At 70.9% G+C, this 20,927-nt stretch carries 21 protein-coding genes; 20 read left to right on the top strand and 1 reads right to left on the bottom strand.

What is annotated here, in order from left to right; genetic code table 11:
* Positions 1-11: 11 nt before the first annotated feature.
* From ACE3Q8_RS06020 to trmB, 16 genes are all read left to right on the top strand, one after another.
* On the top strand, positions 12-2,828 hold the full coding sequence (locus tag ACE3Q8_RS06020; RefSeq protein ID WP_374469347.1) for a [protein-PII] uridylyltransferase: 2,817 nt from the start codon (positions 12-14) through the stop codon (positions 2,826-2,828).
* Positions 2,829-2,904: 76 nt separating this feature from the next.
* Positions 2,905-4,533 carry a murein biosynthesis integral membrane protein MurJ gene (gene murJ / locus ACE3Q8_RS06015; RefSeq protein ID WP_374469346.1) on the top strand — a complete coding sequence of 543 codons (1,629 nt, stop codon included), beginning with the start codon at positions 2,905-2,907 and terminating at the stop codon, positions 4,531-4,533.
* Between the two features lie 126 nt (positions 4,534-4,659).
* On the top strand, positions 4,660-5,694 hold the full coding sequence (gene trpS / locus ACE3Q8_RS06010; protein ID WP_374469345.1) for a tryptophan--tRNA ligase: 1,035 nt from the start codon (positions 4,660-4,662) through the stop codon (positions 5,692-5,694).
* A gap of 37 nt (positions 5,695-5,731) precedes the next feature.
* Positions 5,732-6,211 carry a universal stress protein gene (locus ACE3Q8_RS06005; protein WP_374469344.1) on the top strand — a complete coding sequence of 160 codons (480 nt, stop codon included), beginning with the start codon at positions 5,732-5,734 and terminating at the stop codon, positions 6,209-6,211.
* 61 nt (positions 6,212-6,272) lie between these two features.
* Complete coding sequence (locus ACE3Q8_RS06000) at positions 6,273-6,851, top strand: NifU family protein (protein ID WP_374469343.1); 579 nt, start codon at positions 6,273-6,275, stop codon at positions 6,849-6,851.
* Positions 6,852-6,892: 41 nt separating this feature from the next.
* Positions 6,893-7,519, top strand: coding sequence for a tRNA (adenosine(37)-N6)-threonylcarbamoyltransferase complex dimerization subunit type 1 TsaB (gene tsaB, locus ACE3Q8_RS05995; RefSeq protein WP_374469526.1), 627 nt, complete (start codon positions 6,893-6,895; stop codon positions 7,517-7,519).
* Positions 7,516-7,986, top strand: a complete 471-nt coding sequence (rimI, locus tag ACE3Q8_RS05990; protein ID WP_374469342.1) for a ribosomal protein S18-alanine N-acetyltransferase — start codon at positions 7,516-7,518, stop codon at positions 7,984-7,986. Before tsaB ends, rimI begins: the two co-directional genes overlap by 4 nt.
* Positions 7,987-8,064: 78 nt before the next feature.
* The gene (locus tag ACE3Q8_RS05985; protein WP_374469525.1) at positions 8,065-8,436 is read left to right on the top strand and encodes a Fur family transcriptional regulator; all 372 of its coding nucleotides are present in this window, start codon (positions 8,065-8,067) and stop codon (positions 8,434-8,436) included.
* An 87-nt stretch (positions 8,437-8,523) separates the two neighbouring features.
* Positions 8,524-9,888 (top strand): tRNA (N6-isopentenyl adenosine(37)-C2)-methylthiotransferase MiaB, encoded by a 1,365-nt coding sequence (gene miaB, locus ACE3Q8_RS05980; RefSeq protein ID WP_374469524.1) that lies wholly within the window; start codon positions 8,524-8,526, stop codon positions 9,886-9,888.
* On the top strand, positions 9,885-10,853 hold the full coding sequence (locus tag ACE3Q8_RS05975) for a PhoH family protein (RefSeq protein WP_374469341.1): 969 nt from the start codon (positions 9,885-9,887) through the stop codon (positions 10,851-10,853). The genes miaB and ACE3Q8_RS05975 overlap by 4 nt, the downstream gene beginning before the upstream one ends.
* Positions 10,850-11,335 carry an rRNA maturation RNase YbeY gene (gene ybeY, locus ACE3Q8_RS05970; RefSeq protein WP_374469340.1) on the top strand — a complete coding sequence of 162 codons (486 nt, stop codon included), beginning with the start codon at positions 10,850-10,852 and terminating at the stop codon, positions 11,333-11,335. Before ACE3Q8_RS05975 ends, ybeY begins: the two co-directional genes overlap by 4 nt.
* Positions 11,322-12,224, top strand: a complete 903-nt coding sequence (locus ACE3Q8_RS05965; protein ID WP_374469339.1) for a CBS domain-containing protein — start codon at positions 11,322-11,324, stop codon at positions 12,222-12,224. The genes ybeY and ACE3Q8_RS05965 overlap by 14 nt, the downstream gene beginning before the upstream one ends.
* A complete protein-coding gene (gene lnt, locus ACE3Q8_RS05960; RefSeq protein WP_374469338.1) occupies positions 12,221-13,795 on the top strand; it encodes an apolipoprotein N-acyltransferase in 1,575 nt (524 codons plus the stop codon). The genes ACE3Q8_RS05965 and lnt overlap by 4 nt, the downstream gene beginning before the upstream one ends.
* A 65-nt stretch (positions 13,796-13,860) precedes the next feature.
* Positions 13,861-14,274 (top strand): helix-turn-helix domain-containing protein, encoded by a 414-nt coding sequence (locus ACE3Q8_RS05955; RefSeq protein ID WP_374469337.1) that lies wholly within the window; start codon positions 13,861-13,863, stop codon positions 14,272-14,274.
* Positions 14,275-14,400: 126 nt separating this feature from the next.
* Positions 14,401-15,621, top strand: coding sequence for a methionine adenosyltransferase (metK, locus tag ACE3Q8_RS05950; protein ID WP_374469336.1), 1,221 nt, complete (start codon positions 14,401-14,403; stop codon positions 15,619-15,621).
* 125 nt (positions 15,622-15,746) lie between these two features.
* Positions 15,747-16,421: a tRNA (guanosine(46)-N7)-methyltransferase TrmB gene (gene trmB / locus ACE3Q8_RS05945; RefSeq protein ID WP_374469335.1), complete on the top strand. Its 675-nt coding sequence runs from the start codon at positions 15,747-15,749 to the stop codon at positions 16,419-16,421.
* Positions 16,422-16,521: 100 nt separating this feature from the next.
* Here the strand turns inward: trmB and ppa are convergent, their stop codons facing one another.
* Positions 16,522-17,061, bottom strand: a complete 540-nt coding sequence (ppa, locus tag ACE3Q8_RS05940) for an inorganic diphosphatase (protein WP_374469334.1) — start codon at positions 17,059-17,061, stop codon at positions 16,522-16,524.
* A gap of 244 nt (positions 17,062-17,305) precedes the next feature.
* Here ppa and rimP point away from each other — a divergent pair, with 244 nt between their 5' ends.
* From rimP to ACE3Q8_RS05920, 4 genes are all read left to right on the top strand, one after another.
* Positions 17,306-17,851, top strand: a complete 546-nt coding sequence (gene rimP, locus ACE3Q8_RS05935) for a ribosome maturation factor RimP (protein ID WP_374469333.1) — start codon at positions 17,306-17,308, stop codon at positions 17,849-17,851.
* A 15-nt stretch (positions 17,852-17,866) separates the two neighbouring features.
* Positions 17,867-19,558 (top strand): transcription termination factor NusA, encoded by a 1,692-nt coding sequence (gene nusA / locus ACE3Q8_RS05930; RefSeq protein WP_374469332.1) that lies wholly within the window; start codon positions 17,867-17,869, stop codon positions 19,556-19,558.
* Between the two features lie 148 nt (positions 19,559-19,706).
* Complete coding sequence (locus tag ACE3Q8_RS05925; RefSeq protein WP_374469331.1) at positions 19,707-20,336, top strand: RNA-binding protein; 630 nt, start codon at positions 19,707-19,709, stop codon at positions 20,334-20,336.
* Between the two features lie 84 nt (positions 20,337-20,420).
* Positions 20,421-20,927: IF-2-associated domain-containing protein (locus ACE3Q8_RS05920; RefSeq protein WP_374469330.1), on the top strand; the 507-nt coding region annotated here is incomplete at its 3' end.

Here is a 20,927-nt window from a genome sequence, read left to right as displayed (position 1 = left end):
ATGGTCGGACCATGCCGCCCCGCCTGCGCCCGACCCGCATCGAGTACGTCGTCGACGGCGTGAAGCTGCGTTCGCAGCTCTCCACCGCGGCCCTGGAGCACCTCGGCAACGAGGCGGCCCAGCGCAAGGCGGCGCTGGAGATCCTTAAGGCGGCCCTATTCCGCGGCCGGATGATCGCCAAGGAGCGGCTGGAGAACGGGGCCGGCGGGATCGAGACCGCCCGCCTGCTATCCAGCGTCACCGACGAGGTGATCACCGCGCTGTGGGACTTCACGACGGTCCACGTGTTCCGCGCCCGCAATCCCACCGAGGGCGAGCGGCTGGCGCTGATGGCGGTGGGCGGCTACGGCCGCGGCACGCTTGCGCCCTTCTCCGACATCGATCTGCTGTTCGTCCGCCCGTACAAGCAGACGGCGCACGCCGAGAGCGTGATCGAGTACATGCTCTACGCCCTTTGGGACCTCGGCTTCAAAGTGGGCCATGCGTCCCGCACCATCGAGGAGTGCGTGAAGCTCGCCCGCGAGGATTTCACGATCCGCACCTCGATCCTGGAGGCCCGACGGCTCGCCGGGGACGAGCCGCTCGCCGCCGAGCTGATCCGCCGCTTCCAGGCCGACGTGGTCAAGGGCACCGGCGCCGAGTTCGTCGCCGCCAAGCTGAAGGAGCGCGACGACCGCCACGCCCGCGCCGGCGCGAGCCGCTACATGGTCGAGCCGAACGTGAAGGAGGGGAAGGGCGGGCTCCGGGACCTCAACACCCTGTTCTGGATCGCCCAGTATCTGCACCCCGGTGAGAACATCGAGCGGGTCCTGCAGCTCGAGATGTTCGAGGGTCGCGACGTGCGCACCTTCGTCCGCGCCTTCGACTTCCTGTGGGCGGTGCGATGCCACATGCATTTCGCCACGGGCCGGCCGGAGGAGCGGCTGACCTTCGACCTGCAGCCGGAGCTGGCGCGTCGCATGGGCTACGGCGACCGCGCCGACAACCCGGCCGTCGAGCGGTTCATGCGGCGCTACTTCCTGATCGCCAAGGAGGTGGGGGCGCTCACCCGGGTCTTTGCCGCCAAGCTGGAGGCCGAGAAGGTCAAGAGCCGCCCCACCGGCATCTCGCGCCTGCTTCCCAACCGTCAGCCGAAGCGCAAGCCGCTGGACGAGCCCGGCTTCCACGAGATCGGCGGCCGGCTCGCCGTGGACGGGCCGCAGACCTTCGAGGAGGACCCGGTCAACCTGCTACGGCTGTTCCGCATCGCCGACCAGCGCAACCTCGACCTGCATCCCGACGCCTTCACCGCCGCGTCGCGCTGCTCAGGACTGATCACCTCCGCCGTGCGCCGGGACCGGCACGCCGCCAAGGTGTTCCTCGACATCCTGGCCCGCGGTCGCGACCCGCAGCGCACGCTCGGCCTGATGACCGAGGCCGCGGTGCTCGGGCGGTTCATTCCCGAGTTCGGGCGGATCGTCGCCCAGATGCAGTTCAACATGTACCACTCGTACACGGTGGACGAGCACACCCTTCGCGCCGTCGGCGTCATCGCCGACATCGCCGCCGGGCGCCTGGCGCAGGACCATCCCCTCTCGGCGCAGATCATGCCGCTGATCGACGACCGCGAAGCCCTGTTCCTGGCCATGCTGCTGCACGACACCGGCAAGGGCGGGGTGGGCGGCCAGGAGAAGGCCGGCGCCCGCGCCGCGCGCCAGGCCTGCGAGCGCCTGGGGCTGGAGCGATCGAAGATCGAGCTGGTGGCCTGGCTCGTCGAGCACCACCTGGTCATGAGTGATTACGCCCAGAAGCGCGACGTCTCCGATCCGCGCACCGTGGCCGATTTCGCCCGCATCGTGGAAACGCCGGAGCGCCTGCGCCTGCTGCTGGTGCTCACCGTCGCCGACATCCGTGCGGTGGGGCCCGGCGTCTGGAACGGCTGGAAGGGCCAGCTCATGCGCGAGCTCTACGCCGCCACCGAGGCGGTCTTCCGGGGCGGCCGCGGTTCGGACGCGGCGGCGGCGCTCAAGCGCCATTACGAGAACGCCGCCTACGACGCCCGCGTGGCGCTGGCCCGCACGGACCCACAGGCGGAGCCCTGGTCCGACGCCATGGAGGACGCCTACTTCTCGGCCTTCTCCACGGAAGAGGTCCGGGCCCACGCCGCGCTGGCCCGCCGGGCCGCGGACGGCGCCGCGGCCGAGGGCCGGGTCAGCATCGAGCGAAACGCCGCCGAACTGGTGGTCGCCGCCGCCGACCGCCCGCGCCTGTTCGTCGACCTCGCCGAGGCGATCACCGCCGCCGGCGGCAACGTGGTGGGCGCCAGGGTCTTCACCTCGCGCACGGGCCAGGCGCTCGACGTCTTCTACATCCAGGACGTCACCGGCCAGCCGTTCGGCGACCAGAACCCCCGCGCGCTCGCCCGCCTGGCCGAGGCGCTGGAGGCCGCCGCCCGCGGCGAGCCGGTCCGCCGCGAGGCCGCCCGAAAGGCGGACCTCGGGCGCACGGCGGCCTTCGCCATCACGCCCACGGTGATGCTCGACAATGATGCGTCGGAGACGTCGACGGTGGTGGAGGCCTCGGGGCGGGACCGCCCTGGCCTGCTGGCGGCGCTCGCCCGGACCCTGTCGGACGCCGGCCTCTCCATCCTGTCGGCGCACATCGACAGCTATGGCGAACGCGCCGTCGACGCCTTCTACGTGGTCGACGCCGAGGGCCGGAAGCTCGCCGACGCCCGCAGGCGCAACGCCCTGAAGACCGCCCTCCTCGCCGCCCTCACCGCGGGTGAGGAGGAGACGGTGGCCCGCCGCGCCCACCTGCAGCGCGCCCGGGCGAGCGTGGCGCGGTAGGCCCACACCCCGCGCGGGGTGGCCCGCGGCGCCTGGGCCGCTTGACGGCGGGCGCGGCTCGGAAGACTGAGGCGAGGTGACCGACAATCCCGCCACCAATCCCACTCCGAAACGCGGCGGGCTGATCCGGTCTTCGGCCATCTTCGCGGGGCTGACCCTGGTCAGCCGGGTGATGGGCCTGGCTCGGGACCTCGTCATCACCGCCCGCCTGGGCGCCAGCCAGACCATCGCGGCCGACGCGTACTATACGGCGCTCGCCTTCCCGAACCTGTTCCGGCGGATTTTCGCCGAGGGCGCTTTCGCGGCCGCCTTCGTACCCGGCTACTCGCGCAAGCTCGCCGCCGATGGCGAGGCCGAGGCCGACCGCTACGCCGCCGACGCCCTGGCCACCGTCGCCGCCGCCACCGTCGCGCTGACCATTCTCTGCCAGCTTGCGATGCCGTGGCTGATGTACGTCATCAACCCCGGCTTCGCGGACGATCCGGCCAAGTTCAAGCTGGCCATCATCCTCACCCAGATCACCATGCCCTACCTGCCGTGCATGGCGATCGCGGCCCTGTTCTCCGGCGTGCTGAACGCCCATGGGCGGTTCATCGTCTCGGGCTTCTATCCCACGATCCTCAATGTGGTGATGCTGGCGGTGGTGATCCCGCAGACGGATCCGGTGCGGGCGGCCTACGCCGCCTCGTTCGGGGTGATCGTCGCAGGGATCGGCCAGGCGGCGCTCTGCTGGTGGGGCGCCAACCGGACCGGCGGCCGCATCCGCCTTGTGCGACCGAGGCTGACGCCAGAGATGAAGGCGATGATCCGGCTGGCCATCCCGGCCGCGATCGCCAACAGCGCCACGCAGATCAACATCTTCATCTCCGGCATCCTGGCCTCCCAGGTGGACGGGCTACGGGTCTGGATGAACGTCGCCGACCGGCTCTACCAGCTCCCCATGAGCCTGGTGGGGGTGGCCATCGGCGTGGCCCTGCTGCCGAGGCTCTCGGCCGCCCTCCAGAAGGACGATCACGGCGACGCCCAGGCCGCCATGGACCAGGGCCTCGTCTGGGCGCTGGCGCTGAGCCTGCCGGCCGCCGCCGCGCTCATGGCCATGCCGGTGTATCTGATCGACGGCTTCTTCACCCGGGCCGAATTCGTCCGCGCCGACGCGGTCGCCACCGGGACCTTGCTCTTCCACTACGGCTGGGGTGTGCCGGCTTTCGTCCTGCTTCGCGTGCTTCAGCCCGCCTTCTTTGCGCGCCAGGACACAAAGACCCCGATGCGCTTTTCGCTCATCAGCGTCGGGGTGAACATCGTCCTCGGCGTCCTGCTGTTCCACACCGTCGGCTTCTGGGGCATCGCGGCGGCGACGTCGATCGCCGCCTGGATCAGCGTCGCCCAGATGTGGGCGGCCCTTCACCGCCGCGGCGTCTGGCGCCCGTCGGCCACGGCGCTGTTCAAGATCGGTCGCGTGGCCGCCGCCAGCGCAATCCTGGGCGTCATGCTCGCGGTGGCGGTCCACTTCCGGCCGGAGCTGGAGGCGCCGATCGCCGCCGCGGGCCTGCCGGCGAAGGAGATCGTCGTCCTCGCGCTCAGCGCGATCGGACTCGGCCTGTACCCCGTCCTGTTGTTCGCCTTCGGCGGCGTCACCCCGGCCGAGGCCAAGGCCCTGCTCCGCCGCCGGAAGGGCGACCCCGCTCCCCCCGCCGACTTGCTCTAGCGGCGGCGGGGCTCTATCCACGGGTCATGGCGAAGAACACCTGGCGATGGCGCTGACCCGCTGACCCGCTGAACCCGGCGCGCCCCCTTGCGCCCGCACGTCCCTTCCGTTCAGAAGCCTCCGATCATGACCGACCAGACCCCGGCCCCTTACGCGGGCCCCCAGCGCGTGCTCTCCGGCGTTCAGCCGTCCGGCGACCTGCACCTCGGCAACTATCTTGGCGCGCTGGTGAAGTTCGCCAGGCTGCAGCACGAGGCGCCCACCTTCATCTTCGTCGCCGACCAGCACGCCATCACCGTCTGGCAGGACCCGAAGAAGCTGAAGGACCAGGTCCGGGAGATCGCCGCCGCCTACCTGGCCACCGGCCTCGACCCCAAGGTCGCCACCATCTTCCCGCAGTCGGCGGTGCCCGAGCACGCCGAGCTGGCCTGGGTCTTCAACTGCGTCGCCCGCCTCGGCTGGCTCGACCGCATGACCCAGTTCAAGGAGAAGAGCGGCAAGCACAAGGAGCGCGCCAGCGTCGGGCTCTACACCTACCCGGTGCTCCAGGCCGCCGACATCCTGATCTACAAGGCGACGCACGTGCCGGTGGGCGACGACCAGAAGCAGCACCTCGAGCTCACCCGCGACATCGCCGGCAAGTTCAACCACGACTACGAGGCGCCCGGCTTCTTCCCCTTGCCCGAGCCGCTGACCCAGGGGCCCGGCGCGCGCGTCATGAGCCTGCGGGACGGCCAGGCGAAGATGTCGAAATCCGATCCGTCGGACAATTCTCGCATCAATCTGACGGACGACGCCGACGCCATCGCCCAGAAGATCCGCAAGGCCAAGACCGATCCCGAGCCGCTGCCGGACAGCCTGGAAGGGCTGGAGGGCCGGCCCGAGGCCAAGAACCTGGTGGGCATTTACGCCGCCCTGGCCGGCCGCACGGAGGCCGAGGTGCTGGGCGAGTTCGCCGGCCAGGGCTTCGGCGCCTTCAAGCCGAAGCTGGCCGATCTGGCCGTCTCGGTGATGGGGCCGATCGGCGGCGAGATGCGCCGCCTGCTGGCCGACCCCGCCGAGATCGACCGGATCCTGGCGGAGGGCGCGCGCCGCGCGCGGGAGATCGCGGTCCCGGTGATGGCCGAGGTTCGGTCGCTGGTGGGCTTCTGGGCGGGCTGAGCTTGCGCGCCGCCCGGCTTCGCCGCACCGTCCGCCCATGAGCACCAGCCAGCGCAAGTTTCTGGTCGTCTCCGACGACACGCCGGAGTTCCAGGCGGCGCTGAAGTTCGCCTGCCGCCGCGCCCGCTCCACCGGAGGTCACGTGGCGATCCTGCGGGTGATCGAGCCGGCGCTGTTCGAGCACTGGAGCGGCGTGCGCGAGGAGATCGAGCGCCAGACGCGCGACGAGGCCGAGGCCGTGCTGCAGGAGGTGGCCGGATTCGTGCAGCAGGAGACCGGCTTTCCGCCGGAGTTCCTGATCGTCAACGCCGACAGCGCCCGCGCCGCCCTGAAGAAGGCCATCGCCGAGGACCCGGACATCAAGATCCTGGTGCTCGCCGCCGCCGTCGGCGGACGCGGTCCCGGCCCGCTGGTGGCCTCGCTCGCCAAGGAAGGGGTGAAGTGGGGCGCCCGGAAGGTCCCCGTCACCCTGGTTCCCGGCGACCTCACCGACGCCGAGATCGCTGACCTGGCGTAGCGCCGCCTTCAGGCGAGCGCGCGAACTTGCGCCGCACCCTCCGAAGCGCCACATCTCGCCCATGTTCATTCAGACCGAGCCGACCCCGAACCCCGAGGTCCTGAAGTTCCTGCCCGGCCGCGCGGTCATGGGCGAGGGCACGCGCGACTTCCGCGACGCGGACGAGGCGGCCGCCTCGCCGCTGGCGGCGGATCTCTTCGACCTCGAGGGCGTCGCCCGGGTGTTCTTCGGCCCGGACTTCGTCACGGTGGGCAAGCACCCGTCCTACGACTGGCCGCACCTCAAGGCGCCGATCCTCGCCGCCATCATGGACCACTTCACCGCCGGCCGGCCGCTGTTCGCCGACACCGGCGACGCCCAGTCCGGCGGCCATGACGAAGGGGTCTACGAAGGCGAGACGGCCCAGATTGTCGCCGAGATCAAGGACCTGCTCGACACCCGCATCCGCCCGGCCGTGGCGCAGGACGGCGGCGACATCCTGTTTAGCCGCTTCGACGTCGACACCGGCGTGGTCTGGCTCAACATGCGCGGCGCCTGCTCGGGCTGCCCATCCTCCACCGCCACCCTGAAGGCGGGCGTGGAGAACATGCTCAAGCACTATGTGCCCGAGGTGACCCGCGTCGAGCAGACGCTCGGCTGACCCTTTCCGCGGCGTCCCCAATCGTCTAACGCCGCCTCGTGATCACGCTCGGCCTCGACACCTGTCTGAACGCCTGCTCTGTCGCCGTGCTGCGCGGCGACGAGGTGCTGGCCCATGCCTCCGAGGTCATGGCGCGCGGCCACCAGGAGCGGCTGGCCCCCATGGTCGAGCGGGTCATGGGCGACGCTGGCCTCGCCTTCGACCGCCTGGACCGCGTCGGCGTCACCGTCGGCCCGGGCTCGTTCACCGGGCTGAGAGTCGGGGTGGCGTTCGCCAAGGGGCTCGCGTCGGCGCTCGGCGTCCCCGCAGTCGGGGTGGGCGCGCTGGACGCCCTGGCGGCCGAGGCCGATGGCCTGGTCTTCGCCGCCATCGACGCCCGCCGCGACCAGCTCTACCTGCAGGGCTTCGAAGCCGGTCGACCGCTGATGGCCCCCGACGCACTGGCCATCCCCACGGCGGCCGCCCGGCTCGTGGAGCTCGCCGGGGGACGTCCCTTGACCCTCGTGGGCTCCGGCGCGTCGCTGCTGGCCGACGTGGCCCCCGGCGCCCGGGTGGTCGCGGCCGAGGGCGCCGACGCCCGGCACGTCGCCCGGCTCGCGGCCGCCAAGCCGCCAACGCCGGTCCGCCCCCTCTACCTCCGCGCGCCGGACGCGCGGCTTCCCACGTGAGCGGCGAGCTGCAGCTCGGCTGGGCGACGGCGGACGACGCCGCCGCGCTGGCCCAGGTCCATGCCGAGGGCTTCCCGCAACCATGGGACGCCGCGGCCATCCATCGGCTGTTCGCCGGCCCCGGCGTGTTCGGCCTGCTGGCGCGCGCGGGCGAGCGGCCGGTGGGAATGGCCCTGTGCCGCGTCGCGGCCGGAGAGATGGAGGTGCTGACCATCGCGGTGGATCCCACCGTCCGCCGCCGCGGTGTCGCGCGGAGCCTGATGGCCACGGCGCTCGGGGCGGCCCGCGAGGCGGGCGCCGAGGCCGCCTTCCTCGAGGTCGCCGACGACAACGCGCCGGCCGCCGCCCTCTACGCCTCCCTGGGCTTTCGGCGGGCAGGGCTGCGCCGCAACTACTACGATCGCGGCGACGAAGGACGTGTGGACGCCCTCGTGATGCGCCTCGACCTTACATCCCAGCCCTCTTAGACCTATCCTCAGAAACTGAAGGAGCCTGGAGCCTTGGCCGTGCCGGACCGCATCGAGAAGCTGTGCATCGAAAAAGGGATGCGCATGACCGAGCAGCGCCGGGTGATCGCGCGCGTGCTTTCCGAGGCCCACGACCATCCCGACGTGGAGGAGCTGCACCGGCGGGCTCACGCGGTCGATCCGCACATCTCCATCGCCACCGTCTACCGGACCGTGCGACTGTTCGAGGAAGCCGGCATCATCCAGCGCCACGACTTCCGCGACGGCCGCTCCCGCTACGAGGAGCACCAGGACGAGCACCACGACCACCTGATCGACATGAAGACGGGCAAGGTCGTGGAGTTCATGGACCCTGAGATCGAGGCCCTGCAGGAAGCCATCGCCCGCAAGCTCGGCTACAAGCTCGTCGACCACCGTCTCGAGCTCTACGGCATGCCCATCGAGGACTAGTCGGCGCGGCCCTCCGGCCTTGCCCGCCTCCCGTAGACGTCGGGAGAGGAGTTGCGCGTGCGCCCCGCCGTCCCCATAACGCGGGCCATGTCCGAGACCGCGCCCCTCAAGCGCCTCTACATCAAGACCTACGGCTGTCAGATGAACGTCTACGACAGCGAGCGCATGGCCGACGTGCTGGCGCCGCTGGGCTATGGCGTCACGGACGATCCGGAGGGCGCGGACCTCGTGGTGCTGAACACCTGCCACATCCGCGAGAAGGCCACCGAGAAGGTCTATTCCGAGCTCGGCCAGATCAAGCGCCTGAAGCAGGAGAAGGCCAGCGCCGGCGGCCAGATGACCATCGCCGTCGCCGGCTGCGTGGCCCAGGCCGAAGGCGAGGAGATCATGCGCCGCCAGCCGGCGGTCGACCTCGTGGTCGGCCCGCAAGCCTACCATCAGCTCCCCGAGCTGATCGCGCGCGCGCACCGGGCCCGCGGCGAGCGACTGGCCGCCGACTTCGCGCCCGACGAGAAGTTCGATGCGCTGACCACAGCCCGCCGGCCGACCGGCGTCACGGCATTTCTCACGGTGCAGGAGGGCTGCGACAAGTTCTGCACCTTCTGCGTGGTGCCCTACACCCGCGGCGGCGAGTGGAGCCGCCCGGCGTCCGCGATCGAGGCCGAAGCTCGTGCGCTGGCCGAGAAGGGCGTGCGCGAGGTCACCCTGCTCGGCCAGAACGTCAACGCCTACGCCGATCCCGAGGGCGCGGAAGGCGGGCTTGCGGGTCTCGTGAAGCGGCTGGCCCGCATCGAGGGCCTGGACCGCATCCGCTACACCACCAGCCATCCGCGTGACATGGACGACGCGCTGATCGCCGCTCACGGCGAGGTGGAAGCCCTGATGCCCTACCTGCACCTGCCGGTGCAGGCGGGGTCGGACAAGGTGCTGAAGGCCATGAACCGGGCCCACACCGCCGAGAGCTACGTGCGCCTGATCGAGCGCATCCGCGCCGCCCGGCCCGACATCGCCATCAGCGGCGATTTCATCGTCGGCTTCCCCGGCGAGCGTGACGCCGACTTCGAGGCGACCCTGCAGCTCGTGCGCGAGGTGGGCTACGCCAGCGCGTTCTCGTTCAAGTACTCCCGCCGTCCGGGCACGCCGGCGGCCGCCATGGCGGGCCAGGTGGCCGAAGAGGTGAAGGACGAGCGGCTTGCTCGCCTACAGGCCCTGCTCGAGGAACAGCAGCGCGCGTTCAACGCTGCGCAGTCCGGCCGTGAGCTGCCGATCCTGTTCGAGAAGAAGGGCCGCCATCCCGGCCAGCTTATCGGCCGCAGCCCCTATCTGCAGGCGGTCCACGCCGAGGCTCCGGATCGTCTGCTCGGCCAGATCGTTACGGTGAAGATCGGGGACGCCGGCCGCAACAGCCTGGCGGGTGTCCTGGCGACCACTGGGGAACTGGAGCCCGTTTGAGCCGCGCGCCTGAATTCATCACCCTGTCCGACGCCGCCGCCCGTGCGGTCGCCGGCGCCAACTCGCGTCACGCCGCCCTGATCGAGGACGCCTTCGGCGTGCTCGTGGAGACCCCCGGCGGCGGGGTCAGCCTGTCGGGCGACTCCAAGGCCCGGGCCCAGGCGAAGAAGGCAGTGCAGGCCATCGCCGACCGGGCCGACCAGGGGCTGGAGATCTCCGAGGCCGACGTGCGCGTGGCCATTGGCCAGGCGCGCACCGGCGCCGGCGGCGCGCCGGGCTCGCTGCCGGTCGGCCGCCGCGGGCAGGTCGCGCCCAAGACCGCCACCCAGGCCGAGTACCTGCAGGCGCTGGCAGGCTGCGAGCTGGTCTTCGGCCTCGGTCCGGCCGGCACCGGCAAGACATTCCTGGCCGTGGCCCACGGCGCGGGGCTGCTGCTGCGCGGCGAGGTGGACCGCCTGATCGTCTCCCGCCCGGCCGTGGAGGCCGGCGAGCGCCTGGGCTTCCTGCCCGGCGACATGAACGAGAAGGTCGATCCCTACATGGCGCCCGTCTGGGAGGCGCTGACCGACATCCTGGGCGCCGACCAGCTCCGCCGCCGCCGCGAGAAGGGAGAGATCGAGGTCGCCCCCATCGCCTTCCTGCGCGGGCGCACGCTCAGCCATGCCTATGTCATCGTCGACGAGGCGCAGAACGCCACAAGGCTGCAGATGAAGATGGTGCTGACCCGCCTTGGCGAGGGCGCGCGCATGGTCGTCACCGGCGACCCCAGCCAGGTGGACCTGGTGAACGCCCGGGACTCCGGCCTCGCCCACGCCGTGGGCCTGCTGGAGGGCGTGAAGGGCATCGGCGTCACCCGCTTCTCCACCGCCGACGTGGTCCGCCACCCGCTGGTGGAGCGGATCGTGCGGGCCTACGATGCCGACGCCGCGCGCAGCCGCGGCGACAAGGGCCCGGATGACCGGTGAATGACCGACCGGTGATCGACATCGAGATCGAGGACCCCGCCTGGACGGGGGCCCAGCCGGACGCGGAGGCGCTCGTGCGCCGCGCCGCCGAGGCGGTGCTGCTGTCCGAGGGCGCGGACGGCGAGCACGTCACCCTGCTGCTCACCGACGACACGGCCGTGCGCGAGCTGAACGCCCGGTTCCGCGACCGCGACGCGCCCACCAACGTGCTCAGCTTTCCGGCGCCGCCGAACCCGGAGAAGCACCTCGGCGACGTGGCCCTGGCCTACGGCGTCTGCGCACGCGAGGCTGCCGAGCAGGGCAAGCCGCTCGCGCACCATCTGCAGCATCTGGTGGCGCACGGGGTGCTGCACCTACTAGGATACGACCACATGACCGATGAGGAGGCCGAAGCAATGGAAGGCCTCGAACGCATCGTCCTGGCCGGACTGGGGATCCCCGATCCCTACGCGGCCGGCGAGGGAGACCATGACCGACCCTGACCCTCCGAGTAGTCCCGAGCCCGGCCGCCGCGGGCTGTTCGGGCTGTTCAACCTGTTCCGCAAGCCGGAGCCCGCCGCCGACCCTGTGCCTGAGCCCGTGGCTCAGGCCACCGGCGAGCTGGTCAGCCAGGCCCGCGCCTTCCAGGACCTGCGCGTCGAGGACGTGATGAAGCCCCGGGCCGACATCATCGCCATCGACCGCTCGTCCACCTTCGGTGAGGTGGTCGCCCGCTTCGTCGAGGCCGAGCACAGCCGGATGCCGGTCTACAAGGATACGCTGGACGAGCCGGTGGGCGTCGTCCACGTGAAGGACATCTTCAAGCTGCTGGCTCGCAAGACCCGCAAGCCTAAGCCCGAGGACCAGATCCTCATGGGCCGCTACAACCTCATCCGCCCCGCCCTCTACGTGCCCGCGTCGATGCGGGCGGCCGAGCTGCTGACCATGATGCGCGCGCGGCACAGCCACATGGCGCTCGTCATCGACGAGTTCGGCGGCACCGACGGCCTCGTCACTCTGGAAGACCTGCTGGAGACCCTGGTCGGCCAAATCGAGGACGAGCACGACGAGGAGGGCGACGAAGGCTGGTCGCCGATCGTCCACGACGAGCAGGGTTGGGTCGTCGACGCCCGCACCCCGCTGGAGGAACTCGAACTCGCCATGGGCGAGGGGGTCGACCTGGCGCCCGAGGAGGTGGACGAGGAGATCGACACCGTCGCGGGACTGCTGAACACGCTGACCGGACGGGTGCCGCAGCGCGGCGAGCGCATCGAACACCCCGGCGGCTTCGTCATCGACGTGCTGTCGGCCGATCCGCGCCGGGTCCGCCGCCTGCGCGTGCGGCCGGCTGCCGCCGGTCCCGTCGCTGCCGCCGAGACGCCGGCTCCGTGATCGCGCGGCTGTCGCCGTGGGCGGTGCGGCTTTGGGCTCTGAGCGCCGGCCTCGCCGCCGGCTTGGCCCACCCGCCGTTCGGGGTTCTGCCAGGCCTGCTCGGCTACGCGGCTCTTCTGGCGCTGCTGGACGCGCCGGCCTCCCGGCCCTATCGATCGGCCTTCCTGCGCGGCTGGCTGGCCGGCCTCGGCTATTTCGCGATCAGCGTCTGGTGGGTCGTGGAGGCCTTCCTGGTCGACGTCGCCGCCCACGGCTGGATGGCGCCCTTCGCGCTCGTCTTCCTGGCCGGCGGTCTCGCGCTGTTCTGGGGGCTGGCGGGGGTGCTCTACCGCTGGGCCGCGCCGGCCGGGTTCGCCCGCGTGCTGGTGTTCGCGGGGGCCTTCGCCCTGCTGGAGTGGATTCGCGGGCACATCTTCACCGGCTTCCCCTGGAACCTGCCCGGCGAGACCTGGGCCGCCGGTTCCGCGCCGTCCCAGGCCGCAGCGGTGGTCGGCTCCTATGGCCTGACCTGGATCACCCTGGCCCTCGCCGCCGGCCCCGCCGTGCTGTTCGACCGCACCGGCCGGCCGGCCCGCGCGCTCGCCGCGGCCGTTCTCGTGGGCGGGCTCGCCAGCCTCTACGCCTTCGGACTCGGGCGCCTGTCGCATGCCGCCGCCCCGGCGGCCGGCGCGCCCACGGTGCGGATCGTGCAGGCGATGATCGACCAGAAGGAGAAGTGGCGGCCCGAGAACCTGCGGCTGATCTTCCAGACCTACGTCGGCCTTTCGCAGCGACCCGCCACCCGGCCGCCGCAGATCGTCATCTGGCCCGAGGGCGCCCTGCCGGCGGTGATCGACGAGCTGCTCGCCCCGGAGTCCCCCTACGGTCCGGCGTTCGTCGCCGCCTTCACCGAGGGCCAGACCCTGCTGATGGGCGCCAACCGCGTGGAGGTCGAGCCCTCTGGCGACGCCCGTTACTTCAACAGCCTCGTGGCGCTGCGCCGGGAGGCCGAGGGCCTGCGCGTCACCGGCGTCTACGACAAGCACCGGCTGGTGCCGTTCGGCGAGTTCCTGCCGTTCGGCGAGGTGGCCACCAAGATCGGGGTCCGCAGCCTGGTGCACATGCCGGAGGACTTCACGGCCGGTCCGCCGCCGGCGTCGGTGGCCCCGTGGGGCGTGCCGGCCCTGCAGCCGCTGATCTGCTACGAGGCCCTGTTCCCAGGCTTCACACGACAGGCGGTGAAGCGCACCGGCATCCGCCCGGCCTGGATCCTCAACATCTCCAACGACGCCTGGTTCGGCCAGACCAGCGGGCCCCTGCAGCATCTCAATCTCGCCAGCTACCGGGCCATCGAGGAAGGCCTCCCGATGGTGCGATCCACGCCCACGGGCGTCTCGGCGGTGATCGACGCCTACGGCCGTGTGCTGCCCGACGCGCGGCTCGGGCTCGGCAAGTTCGGGGTCATCGACGCGCCCCTGCCGCCGGCCTTGAAACCAACCGCGTACGGAAGGGTTGGAGACTTGCCTTTCGCCCTCCTGTTGCTAGCCTCCGCCGTACCAGTTGTCGCTCGCCGCGTTCGCCGAGTTCGTTGAAGCCGCGTCCGCGTCCGCGTCCCCCCTGTTTTTCCAGACACACCCACTCGCGATGTGGAGCTTTGATGAACAAGCTCGCTGACCTCGACTCCGGCCCGAACCCGATCGACCGGCACGTTGGCCTGCGAATCCGGATGCGGCGCAAGGAGCTGGGCGTCAGCCAGGAGCGGCTCGCCGAGTCGATCGGGCTCACCTTCCAGCAGGTCCAGAAATATGAGCGCGCCGCCAACCGCGTGAGCGCCTCCAAGCTCTGGGAGATGGCGCGGGCGCTGAACACCTCCGTGGCCTACTTCTACGAGGGCCTCGGCGCGACCGAGCCGCATGGCTCGAACCTGCCCAAGCAGACCATGCAGGACTTCCTGCTCACCGCCGAGGGCCTGGAGCTCGCGGCTGCCTTCCCACGGATCCGCGAACCTCGCGTCCGCCGCAAGATCCTCGAGCTGGTCCGGGCCATGGGCGGCGACGAGCCCGCGCTCTGAGCCGCCGGCGCCCCCGCGCCGCCACGCCGCGCTTGCGGGATATAAAGATTTCTTTATAGGCTTTCGGACCTTCTAGCCGGGCGCTCGCCGGGGGGCGGCGCCCTACAGTTCCATCCGGAGCCCGCCTTGAGCCGTTCCAACTACATCTTCACCTCCGAAAGCGTGTCCGAGGGCCATCCGGACAAGGTCGCCGACCGGATCTCCGACACGGTCGTCGACGCCTTCCTGAGCGTGGAGCCGGAAGCCCGCGTGGCCTGCGAGACCCTGGTCACCACCAACCGGATCGTGCTCGCCGGCGAAGTCCGCGCCGGCCGCCCCGGCGGGTCGAAGGTCGAGAACAAGGCGCTCACCAAGGAGATCGTCCGCAGCCTCGAGCCCAAGGTGCGCGCGGCGGTGAAGGACATCGGCTACGAGCAGAAGGGCTTCCACTGGGACAAGGCGAAGTTCGCCTGCTTCCTGCACGAGCAGTCCGCCCACATCGCCCAGGGCGTCGACGCCTCCGATAAGAAGGACGAGGGGGCGGGCGACCAGGGCATCATGTTCGGCTACGCCTGCGACGAGACGCCGGAGCTGATGCCGGCCACCCTGCAGTTCTCGCACGACATCCTGCGGCGGCTGGCCGAGGTGCGGAAGTCCGGCGAGTGCGCCGTGCTCGAGCCCGACGCCAAGAGCCAGGTCACCCTGCGCTACGAGAACGGCCGCCCGGTCGAGGTGCTGAAGATCGTCGTCTCCACCCAGCACAAGAAGCGCATCGGGGTGCAGTCGGCCACGCCCAAGCGCGTGCAGGAAGTCATCAAGCCTTACATCGACAGCGTCTTCCCGGACGGTCTGTTGACCAAGAAGACCAAGTACCTGGTCAACCCGACCGGCCGCTTCGAGATCGGCGGTCCGGACGGCGACGCGGGCCTCACCGGCCGCAAGATCATCGTCGACACCTACGGCGGCGCTGCCCCGCACGGCGGCGGCGCCTTTTCGGGCAAGGATCCCACCAAGGTGGACCGGTCGGCCGCGTACGCCTGCCGCTACCTGGCGAAGAACGTGGTCGCCGCCGGCCTTGCCCGCCGCTGCACCATTCAGATCAGCTACGCCATCGGCGTGGCTGAGCCGCTGAGCTTCTACGTCGACCTGCACGAGACCGGCCAGGTCGATCCGGCCAAGCTGGAGCTCGCCCTGCCCGAGCTGATCGGGGGCGCCACCCCGCGCGCGATCCGCGAGCACCTCGGCCTCAACAAGCCGATCTACGCCCGCACCGCCGCCTACGGCCACTTCGGCCGCACGCCCGACAACGAGGGCGGCTTCTCCTGGGAGCGCACCGACCTGGTGGACGAGCTCAAGAAGCTGGTCTGATCGGTCTTCCGCCCGATCGATCCCCGGTCTTCCGCCGGGGATCGATGATGGCGGGCTGGCCTCCAGCGGCCTTGGAGTTCACGGGTGGCCGGGACAATCCCGGTCACGACGGCTAGTTGTTGAAGATGTCCGACGCCCACCCGCCGCTCCGCTCCTACGGCCGCATCAAGTCGCGCGTGATCAAGCCGCGGCAGGCCGCGCTGATGGACACCCTGCTGCCGCAGGTCCGCGTCCCGGCCGAGCCGTTCGATCCACGCGCCCTGAAGCCCGACGCCCATGAGGTGTGGGTGGAGATCGGCTTCGGCGGCGGCGAGCACATGGCCGCCCAGGCAGCCCGCCATCCCGACATCCTGATCCTGGGCGCCGAGCCGTTCCAGAACGGCGTGGCCAGCGCGCTCCGGCACCTCGACGAGCAGGTGCTGGGGAATGTGCGGGTGAAGGACGGCGACGCCCGCGAGATGCTGTCGCACCTGCCCGACGCCAGTGTGGCGCGGGTCTTCATCCTGTTTCCGGATCCTTGGCCCAAGGCCCGGCACCACAAGCGCCGCTTGGTGCAGGCGGATCTGGTCGCCGAACTGGCGCGCGTGCTGAAGCCGGGCGGTCGCCTGCGCTTCGCCTCGGACTGGGCCGACTATGTGGACTGGAGCCTGGAGCGGCTGACCGCCAGCCCGGCCTTTCGCTGGGTCGCCGAACGGGCCGACGATTGGCGCGTGCCGCCGGCCGACCACGTCACCACGCGCTATGAGGAGAAGCGCCTCGGCGACTGCGCCCCGGTGTTTCTGGATTTCGTCCGCGTCTAGCTCCCGCACCGTGGGGCGGTGGAGGGGGTCGCGCCGACGACGAACGACCCCCTCAGTCGGCTGCGCCGACGGCTCCCCCTGAAGGGGAGCGACGTTCCGCTCAACCCGCCTGCTTGGCGGCGTAGGCCTCGATCGAGGTCTTGATCAGCTCGGCCGCCTCGGCGGCGTCGGCCCAGCGGACGATCTCGACGCTCTTGCCCTTTTCCAGGTCCTTGTAGTGCTTGAAGAAGTGGGCGATCTGCTCGGTCAGGATGGTGGGCAGCGCCCGCCAACTGTCGACCCCGACGTAGAACGGGTGGAGCTTGTCCACCGGCACGGCGAGGATCTTCTCGTCGCCACCGGCCTCGTCGCGCATGATCAGGGCGCCCACCGGACGGGCCCGGATGATGGCGCCCGGCACCACCGGGGTCGGACCGACCACGATGATGTCCATCGGGTCGCCGTCGTCGGCGAGGGTGTGCGGGATGAAGCCATAGTTGCCGGGATAGAACATCGCCGTGTGCAGGAAGCGGTCGACGAAGATCGCGCCGGACTCCTTGTCCAGCTCGTACTTCACCGGCTCGCCGCCCTGCGGGATCTCGATGACGGCGTTGACGTCGTACGGCGGGTTCTCGCCGACGGGGATCTTGGAGAGGTCCATGGGGAGGTCTTTCAGGGACACACAGAAGTGAGGGGCGCTCTGTGCGGCATGGCCAGCCGGGAGTAAAGGCCCCCGCGTCGCGCCGGGTCGGCGGCAGGTCGGGCAAGGGGGCGGGCGGGGGGCTGACAAACCCCTGATCGCCCGCTATATTCCCCTACAACATCGCTGATAGCGCTGGATGGCGCTCTCAAGCGGCGGGCTCCGGCCCGGCCGCTTTTTTGTTTGCCGGAGGAACGGCCGAGACATGCGCGGGAAGACCGCTGAAGACGCCAGGCTCCTGGAGCTGCTCGATCCCGTGGCCGAGGCCGCGGGCTATGAGATCGTCCGTCTTCGCCTGATGAGCGGCAAGGAGCAGCGCAGGCTCCAGATCATGGCCGAGCGGCCGTCGGACGGCGATATGAACGTCGAGGACTGCGCCCGGCTCTCGCGCGCCGTGTCCGAGGTCATGGACGCCGCCGACCCGATCGCCGGCGAATACCTGCTGGAGGTCTCCTCCCCCGGCGTCGACCGCCCGCTCACCCGGCTGCGCGACTTCGAGACCTTCGAGGGCTACGAGGCTCGCCTGGAGCTCGACCGGCTGGCCGAGGGCCGCAAGCGCTTCCGCGGCGTGCTGGCCGGCGTGGAGGGCGACAATGTCGCCATCGACCTCGACGGCGAGGAGGAGACGGCGCTCGTCCCCTTCGCCTGGATCACCGAAGCGAAGCTCGTCCTCAGCGACGAACTGATGAAGCGGGGCGCGGAGATCCGCGCCGCCCGCGTCGCCGCCGAACAACAACAGTCTTCCGAGTAGAAGGACTCTCAGGGAATGAGCCTCACCGGCATCTCCGCCAACCGGCTTGAACTCCTCCAGATCGCCGAAGCGGTCGCCCGCGAGAAGGCGATCGACAAGGAGGTGGTCATCGAAGCCATCGAGGAGGCGATCCAGAAGGGCGCCCGCGCACGCTACGGCGCCGAGCACGACATCCGCGTCCGGATCGACCCGAAGACCGGCGAGACCACCGTCAAGCGCGTGGTCACCGTGGTCGCCGACGACGCCACCTTCGGCGTCACCGAGGCCGAGGACGGGACCGAGGTTCCCGCCGAGGAGCCGGCCGGCATCGTCCGCCTCTCGGACGCGCTGCGCACCGACAAGGACGCCTTCGTGGGCAAGACCTACGAGGAGATCCTGCCGCCCTTCGAGTTCGGCCGGGTGCAGACCCAGATGGCCCGCCAGGTGGTGACCGGAAAGGTCCGCGAGGCCGAGCGCGAGCGCCAGTACGAGGAGTACAAGGACCGCGTCGGCGAGATCGTCAACGGCACGGTCAAGCGCGTGGAATACGGCAACGTGGTCGTCGACCTCGGCCGCGGCGAAGGCATCATGCGCCGCGACCAGTCGATCCCGCGCGAGAATTTCAACATCGGCGACCGGATCCGCTGCTACATCTACGACGTCCGGCGTGAGACCAAGGGCCCGCAGATCCTGCTGTCCCGCGCCCACGGCGGCTTCATGGCCAAGCTGTTCGCGCAGGAAGTGCCGGAGGTCTACGACGGCGTGATCGAGATCCGCGCCGTGGCGCGGGACCCGGGCAGCCGCGCCAAGATGGCGGTGGTCTCGAACGACAGCTCCATCGATCCCGTCGGCGCCTGCGTCGGCATGCGCGGCAGCCGCGTCCAGGCCGTGGTCGCCGAGCTGCAGGGCGAGAAGATCGACATCATCCAGTGGAGCCCGGACGAGGCGACGTTCATCGTGAACGCGCTGGCCCCCGCCGAAGTGTCCAAGGTCGTCATGGACGAGGAGGACGAGCGCGTCGAAGTCGTGGTGCCGGATGAGCAGCTCTCGCTGGCCATCGGCCGCCGCGGCCAGAACGTCCGCCTCGCCTCCCAGCTCACCGGCTGGCAGATCGACATCATGACCGAGAGCCAGGAGAGCGAGCGCCGCCAGCGCGAGTTCACCGAGCGTACGGCGCTGTTCCAGGAAGCCCTGGACGTGGACGAGGTCATCGCCCAACTGCTGGTCACCGAGGGCTTCGCCACCGTCGAGGACGTGGCCTACGTGGACTCCTCCGAAGTGGCCGCCATCGAAGGCTTCGACGAGGACACCGCCGAGGAGATCCAGGCCCGCGCCCGCGACTACCTCGAGAAGGAAGCCGCCGAGTACGACGCCAAGCGGCGTGAGCTCGGCGTCGACGATGCGGTGCTCGAGATCGAAGGCGTCACCCTGCCGATGGCCGTGGCGCTCGGCGAGGGCGGCATCAAGACCGTCGAGGACTTCGCCGGCCTGGTGCCCGACGACCTGCGCGGCTGGTTCGAGACCCGAGACGGCGAGCGTGTGCGCGAGCCGGGCATCCTCGAGAACTTCGGCCTGGACGCCCAGGACGCCGAAACCCTGATCATGCGCGCCCGCATCGCCATGGGCTGGGTCGAGGCCCCGCCGGAGCCCGAGGTCGAGGAAGAGCCGATCGAGGACACCGAGGCCTTCGCCGAGGCGGAGATGGCCGGCGAGTCCCGCGACGCCTGACCGCCCGCCGCGGAGCGGCATGGAATGAGAACCACGGACGACACGGAAAGCACGGAAGGCGTGGAGGTCCCGGCAGGCAGCGTCAGGGCCGCCCCCTTCCGTGGGGTCCGCGTCGCCTGTGGTTCCTTCCCGATCGGCGGAGCCGGTCATGAGTGAAGCCAGGACCCACGCCGAGGCCTCCCGCGAGCGGCGGGACATCGTCTCCGGCGAGGTGATGGACGAGGCGCGCCTCGTCCGTTTCGTCGCCGGCCCCGATGGGCTCGTGGTGCCAGACCTTGCCCGCAAGCTGCCGGGGCGCGGCCTGTGGGTCGCCGCCGACCGGGCGTCGGTGGCCGCCGCCGCCAAGAAGGGCCTGTTCTCGCGGGCCGCCAAGGCGAAGCTCCAGGCGCCGCCGGATCTTGCCGACCAGGTCGAAAACCTGCTGCGGCGACGGGTTTTGTCGTCTCTGGGCCTTGCACGGAAGGCCGGCGATCTTACCTCGGGCTACGAAAAGGTCCTCGCCGCGATCACCGCCGGCAAGGCCGCCTGGTTGATCGAGGCGTCGGACGGCGCCGCCGACGGCCGGCGCAAGATCTGGGCGCAAGCCCGCAAGCAGTCTCCTCCGCCCGGCCTGGTCGGCCTCTACACGTCGGCCGAATTGGGTTTGGCCTTGGGGCTGGAGAATGTGATACACACCGCCTTCCTTGCGGGGCGAGCCGCCGATCGTTGGGCGCAGGACGTCCACCGGCTGGCGGGTTTCAGTCCGCTCCTTCCTGAGAGTTGGCGCGAGGAGCCTTGAGGTGAACGGGGCCGAAACGCCCCGCGCGCCTCTATTCGATTATCCGATGGGCCGGATCCGCCGGCCGGTGAGTAAAGCGAGCGCATGAGCGACGATAACAACAACGGCCGACCCTCCGCCCCGGGCGGACGCCAGCCCCTGACCCTCAAGCCCCGTGGGGCCGGATCGGTCAGCGCCGGCACGGTGAAGCAGAGCTTCAGCCACGGCCGTTCCAAGACGGTGGTCGTCGAGACCAAGCGCCCGCGCACCCATGCGCCGGGCGGCGGCAACCTCGCCGCGCCGTCTTCCGCTGAGAAGCGGGTGTTCGACAACCGCGGCCCGCAGGGCGGCGGTGGCGGCGCCCCGCGCCAGCAAGGTCCGGCCGGCGGGGCCGGTGACGGCCTGTCGCCCGAGGAACGCGCCGCTCGCGCCCGCGCCATCGAGCTCGCCCGCCAGCAGCAGGCCCGCCAGGAAGCGGAGCGCCGGGCCCGTGAAGAACGCGCGCGCGCCGAGGCCGAGGCCGCCGCTCGCGCCCGCGCCGCCGAACAGGCCGCTGCGGCCCAGGCCGCCCAGCAGGCCGCCGCCCAGGCTGCGCCGCCGCCGGTCCAGGCC

The sequence above is a fragment of the Phenylobacterium sp. genome, from assembly GCF_041913825.1.
Taxonomy (GTDB): Bacteria; Pseudomonadota; Alphaproteobacteria; order Caulobacterales; family Caulobacteraceae; genus Phenylobacterium.
This window is presented reverse-complemented; position numbering and strand designations above follow the sequence as displayed.

Excerpts from the sequence above, each read along its gene's own strand:
- ACE3Q8_RS06000 (WP_374469343.1), top strand. The coding sequence starts at position 6,273 with ATGTTCATTCAGACCGAGCCGACCCCGAACCCCGAGGTCCTGAAGTTC.
- ppa (WP_374469334.1), bottom strand. The coding sequence starts at position 17,061 with ATGGACCTCTCCAAGATCCCCGTCGGCGAGAACCCGCCGTACGACGTC.
- ACE3Q8_RS06020 (WP_374469347.1), top strand. The coding sequence starts at position 12 with ATGCCGCCCCGCCTGCGCCCGACCCGCATCGAGTACGTCGTCGACGGC.
- ACE3Q8_RS05955 (WP_374469337.1), top strand. The coding sequence starts at position 13,861 with ATGAACAAGCTCGCTGACCTCGACTCCGGCCCGAACCCGATCGACCGG.
- trpS (WP_374469345.1), top strand. The coding sequence starts at position 4,660 with ATGACCGACCAGACCCCGGCCCCTTACGCGGGCCCCCAGCGCGTGCTC.
- miaB (WP_374469524.1), top strand. The coding sequence starts at position 8,524 with ATGTCCGAGACCGCGCCCCTCAAGCGCCTCTACATCAAGACCTACGGC.
- ACE3Q8_RS05985 (WP_374469525.1), top strand. The coding sequence starts at position 8,065 with ATGCGCATGACCGAGCAGCGCCGGGTGATCGCGCGCGTGCTTTCCGAG.
- nusA (WP_374469332.1), top strand. The coding sequence starts at position 17,867 with ATGAGCCTCACCGGCATCTCCGCCAACCGGCTTGAACTCCTCCAGATC.
- ACE3Q8_RS05925 (WP_374469331.1), top strand. The coding sequence starts at position 19,707 with ATGAGTGAAGCCAGGACCCACGCCGAGGCCTCCCGCGAGCGGCGGGAC.
- ACE3Q8_RS05965 (WP_374469339.1), top strand. The coding sequence starts at position 11,322 with ATGACCGACCCTGACCCTCCGAGTAGTCCCGAGCCCGGCCGCCGCGGG.
- ACE3Q8_RS06005 (WP_374469344.1), top strand. The coding sequence starts at position 5,732 with ATGAGCACCAGCCAGCGCAAGTTTCTGGTCGTCTCCGACGACACGCCG.
- rimP (WP_374469333.1), top strand. The coding sequence starts at position 17,306 with ATGCGCGGGAAGACCGCTGAAGACGCCAGGCTCCTGGAGCTGCTCGAT.
- trmB (WP_374469335.1), top strand. The coding sequence starts at position 15,747 with ATGTCCGACGCCCACCCGCCGCTCCGCTCCTACGGCCGCATCAAGTCG.